Annotated in this window: 14 protein-coding genes and 1 CRISPR repeat array; of the genes, 2 read left to right on the forward strand and 12 right to left on the reverse strand. The window is 36.9% G+C overall.

The window, feature by feature from the left end:
* Window positions 1-99 precede the first annotated feature (99 nt).
* The 6 genes from IRT38_RS11865 to IRT38_RS11890 all read right to left on the reverse strand — a co-directional run bounded on the left by IRT38_RS11865 (window position 100) and on the right by IRT38_RS11890 (window position 12,667).
* Window positions 100-1,374 (reverse strand): PD-(D/E)XK nuclease family protein, encoded by a 1,275-nt coding sequence (locus tag IRT38_RS11865; protein WP_194597803.1) that lies wholly within the window; start codon window positions 1,372-1,374, stop codon window positions 100-102.
* Window positions 1,375-1,446: 72 nt separating this feature from the next.
* Window positions 1,447-4,086: a bifunctional aconitate hydratase 2/2-methylisocitrate dehydratase gene (locus tag IRT38_RS11870; RefSeq protein WP_004911724.1), complete on the reverse strand. Its 2,640-nt coding sequence runs from the start codon at window positions 4,084-4,086 to the stop codon at window positions 1,447-1,449.
* A 259-nt stretch (window positions 4,087-4,345) separates the two neighbouring features.
* Window positions 4,346-4,705: a hypothetical protein gene (locus tag IRT38_RS11875; RefSeq protein WP_004911726.1), complete on the reverse strand. Its 360-nt coding sequence runs from the start codon at window positions 4,703-4,705 to the stop codon at window positions 4,346-4,348.
* 102 nt (window positions 4,706-4,807) lie between these two features.
* Window positions 4,808-5,269: a DUF4124 domain-containing protein gene (locus tag IRT38_RS11880; RefSeq protein WP_194597804.1), complete on the reverse strand. Its 462-nt coding sequence runs from the start codon at window positions 5,267-5,269 to the stop codon at window positions 4,808-4,810.
* Between the two features lie 131 nt (window positions 5,270-5,400).
* Complete coding sequence (locus tag IRT38_RS11885) at window positions 5,401-9,906, reverse strand: translocation/assembly module TamB domain-containing protein (RefSeq protein ID WP_194597805.1); 4,506 nt, start codon at window positions 9,904-9,906, stop codon at window positions 5,401-5,403.
* A gap of 46 nt (window positions 9,907-9,952) precedes the next feature.
* Window positions 9,953-12,667: an autotransporter assembly complex protein TamA gene (locus IRT38_RS11890; RefSeq protein WP_194597806.1), complete on the reverse strand. Its 2,715-nt coding sequence runs from the start codon at window positions 12,665-12,667 to the stop codon at window positions 9,953-9,955.
* 162 nt (window positions 12,668-12,829) lie between these two features.
* On the opposite strand from IRT38_RS11890, the gene IRT38_RS11895 reads away from it, so the two are divergent.
* Together IRT38_RS11895 and coq7 are read left to right on the forward strand one after the other, a co-directional pair.
* Window positions 12,830-14,152, forward strand: a complete 1,323-nt coding sequence (locus IRT38_RS11895; protein ID WP_194597807.1) for an MFS transporter — start codon at window positions 12,830-12,832, stop codon at window positions 14,150-14,152.
* A gap of 3 nt (window positions 14,153-14,155) precedes the next feature.
* On the forward strand, window positions 14,156-14,791 hold the full coding sequence (gene coq7, locus IRT38_RS11900; protein WP_151826202.1) for a 2-polyprenyl-3-methyl-6-methoxy-1,4-benzoquinone monooxygenase: 636 nt from the start codon (window positions 14,156-14,158) through the stop codon (window positions 14,789-14,791).
* A gap of 63 nt (window positions 14,792-14,854) precedes the next feature.
* Here the strand turns inward: coq7 and IRT38_RS11905 are convergent, their stop codons facing one another.
* The 6 genes from IRT38_RS11905 to IRT38_RS11930 form a co-directional block, all read right to left on the reverse strand.
* The gene (locus tag IRT38_RS11905) at window positions 14,855-15,313 is read right to left on the reverse strand and encodes a hypothetical protein (protein ID WP_194597809.1); all 459 of its coding nucleotides are present in this window, start codon (window positions 15,311-15,313) and stop codon (window positions 14,855-14,857) included.
* A gap of 140 nt (window positions 15,314-15,453) precedes the next feature.
* Window positions 15,454-16,005 carry a DUF2799 domain-containing protein gene (locus IRT38_RS11910; protein ID WP_130576251.1) on the reverse strand — a complete coding sequence of 184 codons (552 nt, stop codon included), beginning with the start codon at window positions 16,003-16,005 and terminating at the stop codon, window positions 15,454-15,456.
* A gap of 33 nt (window positions 16,006-16,038) precedes the next feature.
* Window positions 16,039-16,473 (reverse strand): 2-amino-4-hydroxy-6-hydroxymethyldihydropteridine diphosphokinase, encoded by a 435-nt coding sequence (locus tag IRT38_RS11915; RefSeq protein ID WP_129262972.1) that lies wholly within the window; start codon window positions 16,471-16,473, stop codon window positions 16,039-16,041.
* Window positions 16,430-16,810, reverse strand: coding sequence for a dihydroneopterin aldolase (folB, locus tag IRT38_RS11920; protein WP_004911755.1), 381 nt, complete (start codon window positions 16,808-16,810; stop codon window positions 16,430-16,432). Before folB ends, IRT38_RS11915 begins: the two co-directional genes overlap by 44 nt.
* A 26-nt stretch (window positions 16,811-16,836) precedes the next feature.
* Window positions 16,837-18,135 (reverse strand): ABC1 kinase family protein, encoded by a 1,299-nt coding sequence (locus IRT38_RS11925; protein ID WP_194597808.1) that lies wholly within the window; start codon window positions 18,133-18,135, stop codon window positions 16,837-16,839.
* A 57-nt stretch (window positions 18,136-18,192) separates the two neighbouring features.
* Window positions 18,193-18,921: a HesA/MoeB/ThiF family protein gene (locus tag IRT38_RS11930; RefSeq protein WP_171500880.1), complete on the reverse strand. Its 729-nt coding sequence runs from the start codon at window positions 18,919-18,921 to the stop codon at window positions 18,193-18,195.
* Window positions 18,922-19,208: 287 nt separating this feature from the next.
* Window positions 19,209-19,829: direct repeats of the CRISPR family, unit length 27 nt; unit sequence GTTCACTACCGCATAGGTAGCTTAGAA.
* The last annotated feature ends 21 nt before the right edge of the window (window positions 19,830-19,850 follow it).

Consider the following 19,850-nt stretch of genomic DNA (forward strand, 5'->3'; position numbering starts at 1 on the left):
CTCTTTGGTTCATTTTGGTATTAAAGATCTATCTCTCTTTTAGTATCTTCTCATATTCAAAATATTTTAAATAATAAAAGTGATATCTTAATATTTCCATCATGAATCTTCATCTAGTTGCTTAAATTCTTCAATAACAAAATTAAAATTAGCAATGATTTCACAAATCCAACTATCAAATATTTCATTATCTTGAGTAACCAATAAATCAAGCGTTATTGAATCAAAATTACGTATATTACATACTGATTTACTCATCCAAGACATCTCTAGTTTATTTTTATTGCTCTGAGATAACCATAAAGAATCATCAATAACATCTTTTAAATTTATAGTACTATCTTCACAAACCACACCATAATGCAATCCTTCTGTGACAACAATAATCATAAATTTTAACAAAGGTACTGACTCGTGCTCAAAAATACATCCGATAAAATCTCGACTCATTCGCTTTGATTTTTGTACATTTTTAAACCACATTTTGCATTTTGATAAATCATGCCGAACACTATTATATTTACTATCAAGTGAAATTGAGTATCCTTGATGTTGATTAAAATTTGTATCAATCACACTAAAAAATCTTTCTAACAACTCACCACGAAACTCTTGGCTCTGAAATATCTGATTAATATCCGAAATAGCTTTAAACTGTTTTGCATCAACAGAAAGTAATAATTCCTTAATTGTGTTCTTATTGGACATAATATTTCCCGTCATCTGTAGAATTAAATTTTTATATTGCTGTATAGCAGCCAAGATATTCATCTTATTATTTAAATGTTGCTCTATCTCATTTAACCACTTTAATAAATCATTTTGATAATTTAGTACCGAAAGACTGACTGGTTGTGCAAGATCACCATTTAAATAGTAACCATCATCATTCTTGATAATATGACCTAATGATTTTTGACTTGGTTGAGCATCAGACAGAGATAAGTAAATCAGTATTGGTTGTTTATTTTTTGCTATGCAATATGAATAATAACGATTTAATTGCCTACTTTGATCTGAGGCATAAATCTTATTTTCAATAATCATGATTTGATGATCATTTCTGATTAAAATATCAAATTGATCTTTTCCTTCCCGCTTTTCCCTTTCAACAACTACTTTTGTATTTACATCAAAATTCGGTGAGAAACGTTCAACAAATATTTTAAGAAAGATGTCTCCTTGACCATGACTCCCTTTAGGATTGAGTAAGTCAGCAATAATTGGAGTATGTGTATGTACTTCACTTGTTGCCATTCCCATTATTTTGATCAGGTTAAAATATTCGCCTTTCGTTTTATTTTTTACAATATTTTCTTCATTTCTCTCTACCACATGATCTATTAAATTTAATAATTGAGTTTTTATATCCACAATTTATCCAAAAAATAAGGGCTGATTACTCAGCCCTTATTTTTAACTCATTAAAACTTAATTATCAATAAATTAAGTTAACTGAGCAGCTTGGATTTTCTTAGTATCAACTTGATCAGCTTCTTTTGTATATTCGCTCATCTTGTCGAAGTTTAAGTATTTGTAGATGTCAGCAGAAGCGCTGTCGATTTGCGACGCGTACTGTTGATATTCTTCTGGACTTGGTAATTTACCAAGTACCGCAGCTACAGATGCAAGCTCAGCAGAAGCTAAGTAAACGTTTGCACCTTGACCTAAACGGTTCGGGAAGTTACGAGTAGAAGTTGATACACATGTTGTGTTCGGTGCTACACGTGCTTGGTTACCCATACACAATGAACAACCTGGCATCTCTGTACGCGCACCAGCACGACCATAGATGTTGTACATGCCTTCTTCCATCAATTGATGCTCGTCCATACGAGTTGGTGGAGCCAACCATAAACGAGTAGATAATGAACCACTTGGTACTTTATCCAACAATTGACCCGCTGCACGGAAGTGACCGATGTTAGTCATACAAGAACCGATGAATACTTCATCAATTTTGTCACCTTGAACGTCAGAAAGAAGTTTTGCATCATCAGGATCGTTCGGGCAGCAAAGAATAGGTTCTTTGATGTCAGCAAGATCGATTTCATATACTTTCGTATATTCAGCATCAGCATCAGCTTTTAACAAGCTTGGGTTATCTAACCACTTCTGCATGTTTTCAGCACGACGAGCAAGTGTACGAGCATCGCCATAACCTTCAGCGATCATCCACTTCAACATTGTGATGTTAGAACGTAGGTATTCAGCAACTTTCTCTTCAGAAAGAGTGATTGAACAGCCAGCTGCAGAACGTTCAGCAGATGCATCAGAAAGTTCGAATGCTTGCTCAACAGTCAAGTCATTTTCCATTTCTGTTAAGTCGATCTCAAGGATACGACCAGAGAAGATGTTTTTCTTACCTTTCTTCTCTACAGTTAAGTCACCAGCTTTGATCGCATAGTAAGGAATCGCATGTACAAGGTCACGTAAAGTGATACCAGGCTGCATTTTACCTTTGAACTTAACAAGTACAGACTCAGGCATGTCAAGTGGCATAACACCAGTAGCTGCTGCGAACGCAACAAGACCTGAACCCGCTGGGAATGAAATACCAATTGGGAAACGAGTATGTGAGTCACCACCAGTACCTACTGTATCTGGAAGTAACATACGGTTTAACCAAGAGTGGATAATACCGTCACCAGGACGTAAAGATACACCACCACGGTTCATGATGAAGTCAGGTAATGTATGGTGAGTTGTTACGTCAACTGGTTTTGGATACGCAGCTGTGTGACAGAAAGACTGCATCACTAGATCAGATGAGAAGCCCAAGCACGCTAAGTCTTTTAACTCGTCACGAGTCATAGGACCAGTTGTATCTTGAGAACCAACAGTCGTCATCTTAGGTTCACAGTAAGTTCCTGGACGGATACCTTGACCTTCAGGAAGACCACATGCGCGACCTACCATCTTCTGAGCTTGTGTAAAGCCTTTACCAGTGTCAGCAGGTTGTACTGGCGTACGGAATAAAGTAGAAGGCTCTAGACCTAATTCTTCACGCGCTTTAGCTGTTAAACCACGACCAATGATCAGGTTAATACGACCACCAGCACGTACTTCGTCTAAAAGTACTGGAGTTTTAAGTTCAGCTTCAGAAATTTGTACACCATCTTTAAACGCTGTAACTTTTGCAGCAGCGTGATCGATTTTCAATACAACTTCGTCGCCCATGTTCATGTTCGCAACGTCGATTTCAACAGGTAATGCACCTGCATCTTCCATTGTATTGAAGAAAATTGGAGCGATCTTAGAACCTAAGCACACACCACCATCTTTTTTGTTTGGAATGTGTGGAAGTTCGTCACCGAAGAACCAAAGTACAGAGTTAGTTGCAGATTTACGAGAAGAACCTGTACCAACAACGTCACCCACGTAAGCAACTTGGTTGCCTTTCGCGATCAATTCTTTGATTTGGCTTAATGGACCAACTTCACCTGGTTTTTCAGGGTTGATACCATCACGTTCGTTTTTCAACATTGCGTTAGCGTGTAACGGAATATCTGGACGGCTCCACGCATCTTGAGCTGGAGACAAGTCATCAGTATTCGTCTCACCTGTTACTTTGAACACAGTGATTTTGATTTCTTCTGGAACGTCAGGACGGCTTGTGAACCATTCTGCTTCAGCCCAAGATTGCAATACAGCTTTAGCAGCAACATTACCTGCTTTAGCTTTGTCTGCTACATCATGGAATGCATCAAATACAAGAAGTGTTTTTTTCAATGCTTCAGCTGCTAATTCAGCAAGCTCAGCGTTATCTAAAAGATCAACAAGAGGAGCTACGTTGTAACCACCAAGCATCGTGCCTAGTAAGTAAACTGCGCGTTCTTTAGTTACAAGTGGAGAAGTCGCTTCACCTTTCGCAACCGCAGATAAGAAAGCAGCTTTAACGTATGCAGCTTGGTCAACACCCGCTGGAACACGATTTTCAAGCAAATCTACTAAATATGCTTCTTCGCCTGCTGGTGGATTTTTTAATAAAGTTACAAGTTCAGCAGTTTGAGCATCATCAAGCGGCTTCGGTGGGACTCCGAGTGCGGCACGTTCTTCAACGTGTTGGCGGTAAGCTTCTAGCACAGTGTTATTCCTCTTTTTTAAAAAATTACTTGTAAGTTCCAGCTTTTTTCAAGCTCTACAAGTAATATGGACAGCAAAATTTTACTAGACTTCGACTTAAAAGTTAATGGAACTACCGTATTTCTACGTGATGCCCATTATTTTATAGCGAAATGTTTGTCACTTTTGAATACCGCTTTGGTCTTAGATCAAAGCCTAATAAAACAACGAATTAGGTACATAAAAAAAGACAACTCTTGTTGTCTTTTCAATGATCAAATTAAAATGATTTATAGTTCGGTAACTTATCATGTGGTGTTACCAAACATTGATCCGTAAATTTCTTCTTTAAATCCTCACGGATCGCATCAGGATCAGACTTTAACTGATCTACTGGAAGTCTATAAACCGTTTCAATAATTTCGAAAATAAATTTACTCGTCATCTCATCTTCAATCTTGCTCGCATGTTCTTTTGCTTGCTTTTCTTCAATTCCATTCTGACGATCTAGTGCAATAGAACGAGCTGCATTACCAATACTTACGCAATAGCCATGCCACTGTTGTTCTGGTGTTAAAGGCTCTTTCTTACCACAACCCATCAAAATCAAACCGAGTGCAATCAATACAACCTTTTTCATCTTCATACTGCAGCTAATTAGATGTAGACATCATACTCAAACTCAAGCATTTTGCAAAAAAGATGCATTTAAAAACATCAGCTATCGCTAAAAAATTACATATCATTTTGTACACGACATGTTGTTTGTTGTTTTGAGACATTTGCCACCAGTCGAAGAGAGATATGTATTGCCTTGTACTAGATTGTAAGCCTTACCTTTAGTGTCCCAACAACGAACCCCATTACAATTCTTGATCGGAATTAAAACATCTGTTTTTGCTGCAAGTGCTACATTTTTAGTTTGAGGTGTTGTTGCAACTGCTGCTGTTTTTGTTTCTTTAACCAATTGAGCCTGAACTTGGGTTGGTACAGCATGATTGGCTGTGTTTCCAACCATCATATTTTGTTTGGATGTATCAAGTTGAGGCTCTTGTTTCTTGGTGGGTGGCGGTGTCGCTGAATATGTAGTTACACCCTTCGCATCTACCCATTTGTAGTATTCTTTCGCATTAAGTTGAAATGAACTACTCATCAAACCAATACTAACGATTGCCAAAAGCTGACTAAAAGTGACACATTTCATCCCCTTTCTCCAAAAAATGTCATTTATCTATATTTTTCAATTACTTATATATAATAATATCACATTTATATTGTAAAAGTACTATAAAAAAACCTTCCTTATCTAAACAAGGCAGGTTTTATAATGTTTATCTAGAAGCGCCAGTTGTAGAATAAGTCGATAGCTCGTTCTAGGGACTGACTTGCTTCCAAATAAAGTCGACGATTCATTTGATATCGCAAAGTCAATTTATTGACAGGTGTAAATACACCAATACCATAGCGAATAAATAAGTCTGGCGTAATATAACCCGTTAAACTCACTTGGGTATCATCGCCAGTTCCCTGAGCATCTAATGCCAATCCACTTAAGCCAAAAGTTCGTCCAATTTGATTCGTTAAAGCTCTAGTTCCACCTAAACCCATGCTGATCCCAGCGGCAGCGATTGTATTATTAACATCAGATTTGAATCCTTCAGTGTTACTTAAACCACTACCACCTTCATTAATACGTCCTGTTAATAATGCATTGAGTGCTTCTTGCTCAGACAGACCTGCATCATTGTACACTTGAACATTAGGGACGGTCGCTGTACCCGTAACACGCACACCAACCATGCTTCCTTGTACAGGTTTATTTGCATCAATATCTAAGGTTGGGTTTGCAAGAGGTCCATTAAAACGAGCAATTGCACGATTCAAGTCGAGACTCTGACCATAAGCTTCGATCTTCACTTTCTGGCTTACACCAATTGCACCATTTGCTCGCATGGCTGTTTCTAAACCACGTTGTGACAGATGTAGACGTCCGACCAATGGGATATTACTTTCAAAGCCTTGGAAAATAACTTGATTACCGAGATTTACCGTCATATCAGCACGGATATCCCATGGTTTCGCTGCTTTTAAAGTAGCGAGTAGATCTTGTCCTTGATGCACCACACGTACATCAGGTGAAACATTCACCACCGTTGCTGAACTTTCTGGCATGGAAATACGAGCACGAGGAACATCAATCGTACCTTTCAAACTTAAACGTTGAGCAAATGGATAAACATCCAAGCTTAAATCGGGTTTAACAATCGCTGTAATCATTGGTGCTTGGCGAACTAATAGATTATCGCCTTTAAGTGTTAATGCTAAATGAGGATCATTTTTCCAGTCAAAGCTCCCTTTTAAACGACCTACACCTTGTCCACTATTAAATGCACCATCTATGCTTGCTGAATCTTGTCGAATCGAAGAATAAAGCTGAATATTATTTAAATTCACAGGTAATGAAATCATACTAATAGCGCCATTTTTCAATCGCATTTCACCTGTAAATTGTGGTTGTGTTAAAGTTCCGTCCACTTTTCCAGCAAGCGAGAAGGTGCCAGCCATAGAACGTACATCTTTAATAAATGGCTTAAATACTTTGAGCTGAACTTCATCAAAAGCAATTTCACCGCGCATTGGCATATTACTTTGGAATGGATTAATAATCACATTGGCATAACCTGTTCCAATATCAGGTGTTTTCATATCCACTCTGAATAACAATCCTTCACCAACGCTTTTTGCGATCAAACTAAGTTCATCATAAGTGACGGTTGTTGCAGGATCTTGGGGATCAGCAGCAGCAAGACCAATTTCACCTTTACGGGTTACTAATGTCGCATCTAATTTTGGTCGCGTACCATTTGCCCATGATGCACGTGCATAACCATTTAACTGTCCTGTAACAGCTAAACCTTCTGGCATAAATGCAGCAAAATCATTTAAATCAAGATTTTTTGTGAGAAAAGAAACATTTCCTTTGGTTTTACTTATACGTGCAGCCTGATCAAGGCATAACTGGCTATGAGAGCTTGACCAACAATGCTGTCCCACAAACAGCTCAGCAGCAGATGAGGTATATATAATCGGCGCACTTTGATTTTGTACTAGACTAATTCTACGCGAAGTGAAATTACCTTTTTGCAACTGACCTAACCAATCGTTGTTTTGATTAAATCCACCTGCGAGTTGAACATAAAAATTAGACTGCTTATTTTTACTTTCGACTTTTAACAAATGCGCTTTGCGAGTACCAGCGAGATTCACAACTGCATTTTCAATTTCACGATTTCCATTGCGTACTTGATTTACCTTCGCAGTCAAAATCGTTGGTGTCGTCTCTGAAGTTGGTAGTTCGCCTTGCACACGTAATGACTTAATACTAACTAGGTTGTTAAATGCAAAATTATCTACAGCGATGTTTGCTGTTGCTTTCAGTTTCGGTTGAGATTGTATATTTAAATTACCATACGCTCGACCTTGCAATCCCGGATAGATTTCATACAAAGCTGGTGCGTTTAATTTAACTTTTAAGCTTTGTGCATTACCTGTTGCTTGTAATTGGTTTTGTGCATATGCAAAAAATAAATCATTTGCTTCAAACTGTTGTGGTAAGAACCCTTTTTGATTTGAATCAAGCAAAAGTGTTAAATTACCTCGTCCTCGAACAGGTTTATTGTTAATAAAACCTGCGGCATTGAGTTGACGTATATCAACTCGTTTTAGATCATCAGACCACACTCCCTGTGATTTGACATGTCCTGAAATTTCACCTTTGACACTAGAAACAAAATATTGGGGCTTGAAACGAACTAATGAGGTTTCAATATTCCAACCTAATTTATCTTTTAGATTGACTGAGCCTGTTGCAAATAATTTACCAGCCACACCATCATGCTTTAACTCATTAATTTTGACGTAATCTGGTGTGCCAGCAACATCAATTTTTAATAATCCATTTGCCTGATTTAAAGCATTTAATGAACCATCATACTGAACCGCATAACTCTTAAATCCACCACCATTTTTTTGATCATGGAAAATTAAAGCTACTGTACTTTTCCCTTTAAGTGCAATTTTTTCAGATGTATTTGATTGGGCTAACTGACCATTTAAATCAATATTATCAAATTGAATAATCTGCTGATTTGGTTTAGCAAAACCTTTAGCAACAATTTGTCCATTTAATAAATTTACTGGTGCAGCTGTAGCTACAGTTTGTGGATTGAAATTATCTGCTTTAAGCGTTGCACTCCATGAGAGTTGCTGTTTTTCAGTCGGAAGTTTAATTTTTGCTAGACCCGATAAGCTTCCATTTTCTGCTTGATAACGAAAATTTTCGATATCTAACAAACTACCTTTAACATCTAAGCGAGCATCATATTTACCCGTTGGCAATACTGTTTTTTCATGTGGCTTTACAGTAGTCGAAACAAAGATATCTTGCTGACCTTCTTTAAGTGTAATGTTGGTTTGACCATTATCACTACTTAACCATCCGATATATGGCACTGCTCGATCAATTCCTTGCCAAGCAATATCAAGTAGCATCGGTTGAGGTTTATTGGATATCGCTTTTGCTTGATTAAGTTTTACATTCCAAGTCTCGTATTGATCAAAAGCCAGTTGGGCATTCAATGCCAACCCTTTTTCCATAGAACCAATTGAACTCAGATTTGCGTCCAACGTTGGTGGCAAAAAGTCCTGAGCTACCTGAGGGATGATTTTATTTTTAGGATTAAGTCGATCAAGTCGACCTTTAATGTCCCATGCAACATGATCTTTCCAACTTACAATCCCTTTTAGTGAAACGCTACCATTCATCACCTGACCGTTAAAATCCTGAATATTTAACTGGTTTCTAAGGTCCGTTTCCATCAAAGCATTATATTTTCCTTCAGGAATTTGCTCACCTTTAAGATCGGTATCTAAACTTAAAATAAGTTTTTTGATGTTACCGTTAAAACGTGCAACACCATCTTTAGCAAATAATTTTTGTTCTTTTAATAAAGGCAAATGATAGTTTTTGAATAAAAGCTCGCCCTGCATTGGCACACCATCACGTACTGGATGTAAAACAGTCCAGCCTGTGAGCAAATCTGGTGTTTGCGTTGCTACACCTGCTTTTAGCGTATCTAATGTACCTGAAGCAACTACCTTTATGACATTGATATCTAAACTTTTAAGAGATGGAATAATAAGATCAGCTTTCGCGTCAATCGGATATTTACCACTAAAATCCATCTGACCTGTCGCATTCTTTACAGCCAAATATCCCATGTCCATATGTGAGTCTTCAAACTCTAATTTGGTACCTGACCATAGGGCATCTTTCAAATAAATATCATTAAACTTCACTTCAGATGTTGTTGTCTTAATGACCAAATGATCTAAATTCGCCTCATCAACTCTTAATACAAAAGGAAGCTTGATTGCATCAAATGCAAATGGTTTTCCTGATGGTGGCTTTTTATTAATAACTTTGAAATTTTGAACATCAGCATGGCTTAAATGTATTTCTTTTTTGAATACTGCACGCCAACCCAAAGATACATCAGCACGATCAAGCGAAACATCTACAGCTTTCAGTTGGACAAGAACATTTTTTAAAATGATTCCTGAAAGTAAATTACCACTTTCATATTCATAACGAATCATCTTTTGACTTTGCAAAACACGATCAAGTAGAAAACGGCTGCCTTTATCCGTAGACATCATGACAAGTAATGAACTGATAAGTACTACAAGCGTCATTAACAGGACTAAAACAATAGTTCTTATCGTATGACGCTGTTTTTTCGGTCCATTTGAAGGCGTTAATTGCTGTTCTACTTCCGACATAATCAACCTGATTTTTTAACCTTTGAATAGGTTTTGTTTAGGATTATTAAAGTTGTGGACCAATAAAAAAGTGTAAACGAATTGGATTATTGTCGTTGGATATACCAGAAGCGACATCCAGTCGAATTGGACCAATTGGTGAGCGCCAACGTATACCAACACCTATACTATATTCTGTAGGGTTGCTAAATTGTTTATCATAAGCATTACCAAAATCGGAAAATATGGCTGCTCGCCAACCATCTTTAAATTGATAATTATATTCAAATGAGCCAACACCTAGGGCTTGACCACCAATTTTATAGCCATCTTCTTCAGGTGATAAGCTTTTATAGTCAAAACCACGTAATGATTGATCACCACCTGTAAAGAATCTTAAATTATAAGGAACTTTATTGAAATCATCGGTAAAAATATAACTAGCATCGCCACGACCTACAAACTGATGATCTTCATTTTCACCTAATGAATAAATAAATCGCCATCCAGCAGTTAAAATAGCCATGTTAGCATCAGATAATAAGGATTCTGATCCCAATTCGACTTTATAAGTTTGCTTAAATCCTTTTGTCGGATTTAATCGAGAGTTTGCATTCGTTTTCGATGCCTCATAACCGAATAACAATGACTCCTGTTCTGAATCGATACCAGAAACTTTAAATGCATCAGGTAATTCGTCAACATTGACATCACCTTTTTTTGTTAATCGATCTAGACGATAACGGAAACCCATCGTATGTTGCCAATCACCAAGAGGATTCTTAATGATTCGCTCTCCACCTATAACTGCTGATTCAACCAATAGATTTATATCAGGACCAATATCATCACGTTCTTCACGCTCATAACCACCAACTAAGTTAAAGTAATCGTTGAGTGGATGTTTATATGGAATGCTATAACGACCATCGATTGATTGACGAATTTGTGAAAGCTCAATATTGGCATCAAATGCATGACCATATTTATTTACGATTGCACGTCTGTATTGACTACGAATACGGGGACCCGTATCAGTTCCGTAACCAATACCCGTCTCTAAGCTATTCAATCGATCTGCATTTAAAGTCACGACTACAGGAATTTTTTTCTCCATACGAGTTTGTTCTTCTAATTTTTGACGTTCTTCTTCTTCATCATCATGGTCATGAGCAAGTGGCATAGCTCTAGCCAAAGCATATGGCTGAGCAGCTTGCCCCCCAGAGAACTGGGATTCATCAACTACATCTTGTGTAACCTCTTGAGAGGATGTGACTTTCTGCCTAGCTAAATCTGCTTTTTGTTGACTATTTAATAACTGAGATTCTTGAATACGTTGCTGATCGACTAAAGCTTGCAAATCAGGAGGAAGCTCTAAAGGTGGTTGAATTGGATCAGGCTTAATTGTGTCAACCAAGGTATAGTTAAAATATCGTGTATTCGTTAAGTTATTTGCTAATAGATTCACACGCCAAAAAGCATAATCATCACCCTCTTTCCAAGGTGCCAAACTGTCTAATACTTTTTGAGTAAGTGGTAAAGGCTTACTTTGATCACTCATGCGATATTCAACTTTCTTAAGTTTGTATCGCTCGCCTGTTTCATATTTTAAATTAATATCTGCAATTTTTTCTGGTTGACTAATCTTCACATCATGGAGTCGCCAGTATGCATCGAAGAAACCATTATCTGTAGCAGTATTGACAATTTTGCTTTTAGTCTCTTCATATTTTCCATGATTAAAAATATCTTTTTCATCTTGGATCGGAACTAAGCGAATAACTTGAAACTGAGGTAAATTTTCACCTGCTCCAGTAAAGTCTATATTTTGCTTGTTGATAATTACAGGTTCATTTGGTGTAACATTGACTTTAACTTTACTTTCACTGACTTTTTCAAACTTAAACTCTGCATTGTAATATCCTACAGCTTGAGCTGCTTGATTTGATAATGCACGTAATTGAGGTAAAGCTACTGCAAAATCATCAAATGATTCTTGCGTAAAACTCGAAAGTTTCGCTTTGATATTTGCTGCCAATTCAGGTGGCTCACCAGATACATCTGCACTAATACGAGGAACTTTGTCCGTTTTTAAAATATTTTCTGGTTTGAATCGATTAATAATTTTCTTAAAAAATCCAACTTTTTCAGGTGCTGGCTCAGATCTAGCTTGGAAGTCAGCTAATGTTCTCCCTGTTTCATTTGCTTCTACAACAATCTTACTATCAGCCTGAATTTCCTGCATTAATTGATTGATGTTTACAGGTGCTTTTGTTATTTCTATAAGTTCTGCTTGAGAAACATCATTGACTGTGGTTTGTGTGGCATTTGCTCGATAGTTTTTAGCTTCATTTTTCGCTTCTTCTGCAACACGATAAATTTCGTTTGCCATGTTCTGATCAACTGAAACTACTGGCAAATCCTCTAGATTTTCATCGAACTGTATAGGTTTTAATTCTTCAATTTGATTGATTGTTTGTTCTTGTTGTTTTAATGCAGCAAGACTGTCTAATTCTGAAACAGCTACAGTCGATGGCTCTACTGTTGCCGATACATTCACATCAGCCGGAACTGAAGTTTGTAATGTTTGATCAGAAGATGATGGTGTCTCTATTGAATTAATTTTAGACATATCAGCAATTTGCTCTTGAGCACAAGCAACTGATATAAAAGAACTAATTATAAAACTACTACAAATAAGTTTAGGAAATCCCTGCATTTTAAATATTAAATGCATAGAATGAACCAGTGTTGACTGTTTAAACTTATCTTTAGATGGCATGTGAAACTCTAAACTTATTTTTAATTTATCTTTTTTTGATGGGTGAAAATTTCTTCAAATCTTTGATTTTCATCCAATCAAACATTGAAAGTATCATACATGCATTTTCTAGTATTTTTACAGTAAGTCACATTTTTTTATAAAACACAATGAAGTTAACACATGATGAAACAAGATGACCACTTAATGACATCACGTCGGTTTGTCCCGATGTTTTTCACTCAATTTTTTGGGGCACTGAATGATAATGTATATAAACAAGCACTTCTTTTGGTCATAACTTATGGGTGGATCCAACAACAAAGCGCACCGATTAGCACTTTAAATAATTTAGCTGCCTTGCTATTCATCTTACCCTATTTCTTCTTCTCTGCTACAGCAGGACAAATCGCGGATAAATACGAACGTTCACAACTAATTCGTTTTATTAAAATCCTTGAAATCGTGATCATGTTGATTGGTACAGCAGGTTTCTTACTCGGAAACTTATGGCTTTTGCTTTTTGCTTTATTTTTAATGGGCACACATTCGACCTGTTTCGGTCCCATCAAATATGCCATTTTGCCTGAAATATTAAAACCTAATGAGTTAATGTCAGGAAACGCACTGTTTCAATCTGGAACCTCTATCGCAATTTTACTTGGCATGATCTTAGGAGGTGCTGTTATTGCATCTTCAGAAGGTAATTTATTGTGGATTAGTGTCACAGTTGTTACCATTGCTTGCTTAGGCTATTTAAGCAGTCGCTTTATTCTTACACAAAAGATTGCATCTCCTGATTTAAAAATTGATTGGAATTTTATTAGAACCAGTTTTCAGACATTGAGTTATGTAAAAAAAATACCTGTTGTATTCATGATCCTGCTTGGAAACTCTTGGTATTGGTTTTATGGTGCGACATACCTCACTCAAATCCCCCAACTCACTCAACAAAATCTTCATGCATCTGAAAATGTCGTAAGCTTATTACTCACTTTCTTTTCGGTTGGAATCGGTGTCGGCTCATTACTATGCCGTAAGATCGGTGGCAGTGACATCAATATCAAGATGGTTCCTTATGGCGCAATTGGTTTGACTGTATTTGCACTTTACTTAGCTGCAAGTCTTGCATTTGTACCTGAACGTACTGGTGAACTTCTTAATTTAAAAGATATGTTTACTCAAGGTTTGGTTTACTACCATGTCATGATTGCTGTAACCCTTCTTGGGATTAGTGGTGGATTTTATATCGTTCCTTTATATGCCATGATGCAAGCGTATTCACCAGGTTCACATCGTGCTCGTGTCGTTGCTGCAAACAATATTCTAAACGCTGTTTTCATGGTCAGTTCAGCAATTTTTTCAATTTTAATCTTAAGCATTTTAAAAATTGATATTAAAATCTTATTTATCATCACAGCTGTTTTAAGTGCTTTTTTCTCAATTTGGTTATTGAAGCGCTTACATCCACTGTTAGCGAATGCTCCCCATACTCTAGAGGATTAATATATGCGTCATTACACAGGTCTCGATAAGATGATCAATTCATTTGACCAAGCATTACGCAGCTTAGTTCCTGGTGCTACGACATCACAACGCAACAATCCTGCAGAAGAAACCCCTTCACAGTTATGTGTTAGCGATGCTCGTCATGTTGCGGGATTAATGCGTGTTAATCATAGCGGAGAGGTCTGCGCTCAAGCGCTTTATCATGGTCAAGCACTGACCGCAAAGCTTCCACATGTTAAACAAGAAATGCAACAAGCAGCACATGAAGAGCAAGACCATTTAGCATGGTGTGAAGATCGTTTAAAAGAATTAGACAGTCATACCAGCATTTTAAATCCGATTTGGTATGGTTTATCTTATGGTATGGGTGCAATTGCAGGCATTGCAGGTGATAAATATAGCTTGGGGTTTGTTGCTGAAACAGAACGTCAAGTCAGCCAGCACTTACAAGAGCATATACAGCAGCTTCCAGCTCATGATGAACGTTCACGAAAAATTTTAGAACAAATGAATGAAGATGAATTGCATCATCGTGAAACAGCATTAAATGCTGGCGGCGTAGAACTTCCTGTGCCTGTTAAAATCACGATGACGGCCATCTCAAAATTGATGACTAAAACAAGTTATTACCTTTAAAATTCGAGTAATACAGGGAGTTGCGATGATGTAACTCCCTGCACTTCATTAAAATAGTACTAATTATTGCAAAACAATTTTTCCTTTATCTTTTGAGTAACGGTCATACCAGAAACTTTCAGATCCTTTTTTCTGATCCGTGAAAATCGTGTAATTAATTTTTCCCTGCCTAAAAGTTATTTGACCTTTTTTCTTAATTGCAATGACTCGATAATCATTCACCCATACTCGCTCTTTATCATCAATTTTGATACGAGCAAGTATCTTCCCATCCGTTCTTTCAGCGATCCACTGTGGTTCAATACTTCTTTTACCTTCCAGTGCATCCTGTGTATTATTTTCTACAAATCCTGCTTTTATATTCTCTTGTTTAGATTTTCTTATATCACAACCTTGCAATTCACTCAGCTGAGTACAACCTGATTGTTCTAATTGGTGTCTATATTTTTCATCAATTGCAAAAGCTTGATTGGTGATCAAGATACTCGGAAGAATTGACAAAACAAGAAGTATATTTCTCATATTATTACCGTTTAAAAGCTTATAAGATTTATTCAAACACTGATAAACCCAACATGTATGTATCACAATTGTTGAATCAAAAAATAAAACCCATTTATTCAATGGGTTTTATTTATATATACCAAGTTTTCTTGAATGAATTACTGTAATCCGCGCTCAGCTTTGAATCGCTCGAGATTTCTTACTGCATCTTGATAACGATACTGAACTCTACTGCTATTTAAACGCAAATCATATAAACGCTTTTTGTAATCATCCCGATCTTTTACGGATAAATCTTTACGCTCTAATTCTTTTAAATAATAACTCATATCTGTCTGTGAACGTTCAAACTCAGAATTAGCTTGGTAGTATTCATGTGCGACTTGATAATATGTACGTAATGAATCACGTTTTTCAATCGGACAAACACGATAATCACCACGTCCTTCCAAAGCTTCATCAAAGATTGTCTCTGGACGGCAATAAAAATTCAATCCTTTCTGATAACCCTTTTCATATAGATTTTGATTCGGAGTAATGTTTGCTTTTTGACACGAAGAATAATATTGATCAAGTCTAGATTCACGACCTGCTGAACCGTCTTTCTCACCAACATTAAACCAATTTGCAGTTTTACATTGCTCAACACTCATTGCTGCGCAGCCAGAAAGCAAAAATGACAATGTTGTAAGCAGGAAAATGACTTTCATAAGTGAGTCCTTTTATTATCGTAATCTTTAAAATTATATTTTGATGACTGGATATTGTAGCTTGTCATCATAATTTAATGCTTCATGCTGCCACAATTCAAGCAATGGAATTTTAACATCATTTGCTAATGGTAATTTTTTAGGATTGAATTGCATGCGCTCTAAATCCTTCCCCCAAGCAATAACGTCTATATCCAAACTAATATGATGAGATGGACGAACACGACCTGATTGTGTTTCAAGATTCTTTAGAATATCCAAGACTACATCCACAGTCAGCTCACTTTTTAATAAGCATGCTGAATTCCAGTAATCTGCACCTACGGCATCTCTACAAGGAATTTGATAAATCGCTGAAAATTCCACTTTTCCTAATTGCGCAAGCTGAGCATATGCAAAAGTGAAATTCTGCTGCTGTTGAACATTACTCGCCAGTGCGAGCGCAAAAATCGTTTCTGTTGCGTTCAAGGCGAATTCCTACTGCATTGGCTTGTGCAATAATTGCGGGTTTACGAATTGTTATAATAATTGACTCAATCGAGGGAAATACTAAAAATAATTTTTCAAGAACTAACTGTGCTGCATGCTCTATTAACTTAGGTTTTGCTTGTTGAATCACTTGAGCAGCTAGTTCACATATTTGTGCATAGTTTAATGTATCGTCTAGCTCATCAGATTGTGCAGCCTGATTAAGATCATTATGAATGGTTAGATCTAACATTAAAGGTTGAATGATTTGGCGCTCCCAATTGAAACACCCTATCACCGTATCAACTTTTAATCCTTCTATAATAATGGCATCCATAATGACCCAATAAACTGATAATTTAATTAATGCTTTAGAAATGAAGCAGGTTCAATATTGTGAACCATTTTCAAACGTTGGTCAGCATAAATATCAGTATAAGGCGCTAAAACTCGCATGAAACGATCAAAATATAACATTTGTTTGAATAACAAAGCGAAGTCACGCGGGAATTTGATGCCATGACGCTCACCAACCCCAATCATATCCATCATGATGTCATTCAAATCAGCAGGGTTGGAACTTAAAATTTCTTGAGGGTCTGCTAGTAGCACACCACTAAATAACCGTTCTAAATCATCTGCTAAGACTTGAGTATCGATCTTATGATGCGTCATCCCCATCTTAAGCATATTTTCTGCCATCGCAGCGTAATTGGTATGCTGTAAAGCATCCATAAATGCCATGCAAGCCGTCCATACTTCAGGCTTTAGTTGACCTACAATCCCAAAATCGATGAAACCAACACGACCATCTTCAAGCAGCATTAAATTTCCAGCATGTAAATCAGCATGGAAACTCTTACATAGCATTAAACTACCAAACCACGTATTCATCGCTGTAATTAATACTTGAGTTGGATCTTTAGCGTATTTTTTTACCACATCAAAATCAGTCAAAGATACGCCATATAAACGTTGCATCGTTAAAACACGGCGCGTTGAAAACTGATGATAAACTTTTGGCGCTGTTGCAGCTTGATTGCCCGAAACATTGAGATACTGTACAAAGTCATCTAAGTTTTGCGCTTCTTCAATAAAATCTACTTCACGAACCATGCGTGTTTTGATTTCATCTACTATTTCAGATAATGACGCAAATTTAATTTTTGGAACTGCACGCTCTAATAGCTTAGTCGCCCAATGTACGACGTTTAAGTCAGTATAAAGAATGGTTTCAACACCTGGTTTTTGTACTTTTAGTACGACATCTTCACCTGTCACAAGTTTTGCAGCATGCACCTGTGCAATAGAAGCTGAAGCTAATGGTTTTTCGTCAATGAAACTAAAAATTTCATTCAAGTTTTTACCTTCAAACTCTTCAGCAAGTACTTCTTGGATATAGCTAAACGGTAAAGTTGGTGTTTGATCTAAGCACCCTTGGAATTCCTCGACATATTCACGAGGAAATAGTGATGGTGTACTTGCAATAAACTGACCCAATTTAATATATGTAGAACCTAGCGACTCAAATGTCTCACGCATTAGTTTTGCGTTACTTTGCTTCTCAGTTGCATATTTCACACCTGCCTGTGCAGCAACAATCACTGTTTCACCTATCCGTGCAACAGAACGCAATCCATCAAATAAGATATTTCTTTTCATAATCTTTCATTGCCTCATAGATGGCATTAGTTTAGCAAATTTCAGAAACTTTACTGTTTAAGTTGCCCGACAAACTGGACAATTTGCATCTTTTTCAAATTTAAGAATACGTTGCGATAAATTTAAACCATTCCAGAGTAATAGCTTTTGCTTCAGTGGTGTTAATCCCAAGCCTAGAAATAGCAATGTGTGATGTGCTTGTAATGACGCTATCATTACAGGAGTTGTTGCCAACACGCCTGACTCTGCACAACGCATACCCTCATTTGCGTGATCTTCTTTAGGAAATAGACATTCATAACAAGCAGAATCTGACTCCACCATGAACATTTGTCCTTCAAATCCGATTGCAGAAGCGCTAATTAGAGGGACTTGATATTTCTTACAGATCGCATTGGCTAAATAACGTGTCGTAAAGTTATCACACCCATCCAACACTACATCTTGATGCTGTATTAAATCATCAGCATTCGTTTCATCAAATCGTATGTTTTTATAGCTAACATGTATGTGCGGATTAATCACTTGTAAGTGTTTTGCTAATATTTCGGCTTTGTAGCGACCGATATGATTTGGAGTGAACGCAATTTGACGTTGTAAATTACTCATTTCAATTGTATCAGCATCTACAATCGTGATTTTTCCAACGCCTGCTCGTGCGAGTAGCTCCGCACTAGTACACCCTATTCCACCAGCTCCAATAATCAGTACATTTGCTAATTTTAATTTTTCTTGAGCTTCAATATCCCAACCATCAAGTAAGATTTGACGACTATAAAGATGCATTTCATCATTAGTTAATTCAAATTCGTTTTCTGGATGAATTGACACACTGATTCTCTTGCTAGCACTAAAGACTTTAGATTTTAAGTATATGAATGTGCTAATGGAAGATAATTTTTTCCATACATACATTTTAACTTTGACTATATCTAGGTTTTAAACCAATATTGTAGGCACTCTTTAACAGCATAATAAAATCAATTACTTATGAATTAAGATTAAAACTTTAGTTATTTTATTTTTTAGAAATAACTCTATGTTTTATTTTGAAATTTTAGGTATATTTTATTGTTCACTACCGCATAGGTAGCTTAGAAATATCTGTCCTCATCGGCGCACTTATTACACGTGTTCACTACCGCATAGGTAGCTTAGAAATAGTGAGTTCCAGTCACTGGGGCTTTATTATTGTTCACTACCGCATAGGTAGCTTAGAAATTTCCGTATTTCATCCAAAACAGCTTTTGTAAGTTCACTACCGCATAGGTAGCTTAGAAGCTCGAGATCAGATCGATACCTGTTTGTTCACTACCGCATAGGTAGCTTAGAAAGCTCAGAACTTGAATCAGTTTTCTCAAAAGGCGTTCACTACCGCATAGGTAGCTTAGAAAATTGGTGTTAGCTCCTTGCCTGCCAATAGGTTGTTCACTACCGCATAGGTAGCTTAGAAATTAATCTTTTGAATTGTCTCAAATTTAGGGCTGTTCACTACCGCATAGGTAGCTTAGAAAGTTTTACATTGAATTGCCCGAAATGTCACACGGTTCACCACCGCATAGGTAGCTTAGAAATAATAAGATGCTGGAATGATGAAGAAAATTTTGTTCACTACCGCATAGGTAGCTTAGAAAAGCCTTCTGCTCAAAAGGCGCAGGAATCTCCACGTTCACTACCGCATAGGTAGCTTAGAAAACTGGAAGCTTTCTTACTCT

It is taken from the genome of Acinetobacter sp. SK-43 (assembly GCF_015351505.1).
GTDB classification, from domain to species: Bacteria; Pseudomonadota; Gammaproteobacteria; order Pseudomonadales; family Moraxellaceae; genus Acinetobacter; species Acinetobacter junii.

Excerpts from the sequence above, each read along its gene's own strand:
- IRT38_RS11875 (WP_004911726.1), bottom strand. The coding sequence starts at position 4,705 with ATGAAAAAGGTTGTATTGATTGCACTCGGTTTGATTTTGATGGGTTGT.
- IRT38_RS11880 (WP_194597804.1), bottom strand. The coding sequence starts at position 5,269 with ATGAAATGTGTCACTTTTAGTCAGCTTTTGGCAATCGTTAGTATTGGT.
- IRT38_RS11885 (WP_194597805.1), bottom strand. The coding sequence starts at position 9,906 with ATGTCGGAAGTAGAACAGCAATTAACGCCTTCAAATGGACCGAAAAAA.
- IRT38_RS11890 (WP_194597806.1), bottom strand. The coding sequence starts at position 12,667 with ATGCCATCTAAAGATAAGTTTAAACAGTCAACACTGGTTCATTCTATG.
- IRT38_RS11895 (WP_194597807.1), top strand. The coding sequence starts at position 12,830 with ATGATGAAACAAGATGACCACTTAATGACATCACGTCGGTTTGTCCCG.
- coq7 (WP_151826202.1), top strand. The coding sequence starts at position 14,156 with ATGCGTCATTACACAGGTCTCGATAAGATGATCAATTCATTTGACCAA.
- IRT38_RS11905 (WP_194597809.1), bottom strand. The coding sequence starts at position 15,313 with ATGAGAAATATACTTCTTGTTTTGTCAATTCTTCCGAGTATCTTGATC.
- IRT38_RS11910 (WP_130576251.1), bottom strand. The coding sequence starts at position 16,005 with ATGAAAGTCATTTTCCTGCTTACAACATTGTCATTTTTGCTTTCTGGC.
- folB (WP_004911755.1), bottom strand. The coding sequence starts at position 16,810 with ATGGATGCCATTATTATAGAAGGATTAAAAGTTGATACGGTGATAGGG.
- IRT38_RS11925 (WP_194597808.1), bottom strand. The coding sequence starts at position 18,135 with ATGAAAAGAAATATCTTATTTGATGGATTGCGTTCTGTTGCACGGATA.
- IRT38_RS11930 (WP_171500880.1), bottom strand. The coding sequence starts at position 18,921 with ATGCATCTTTATAGTCGTCAAATCTTACTTGATGGTTGGGATATTGAA.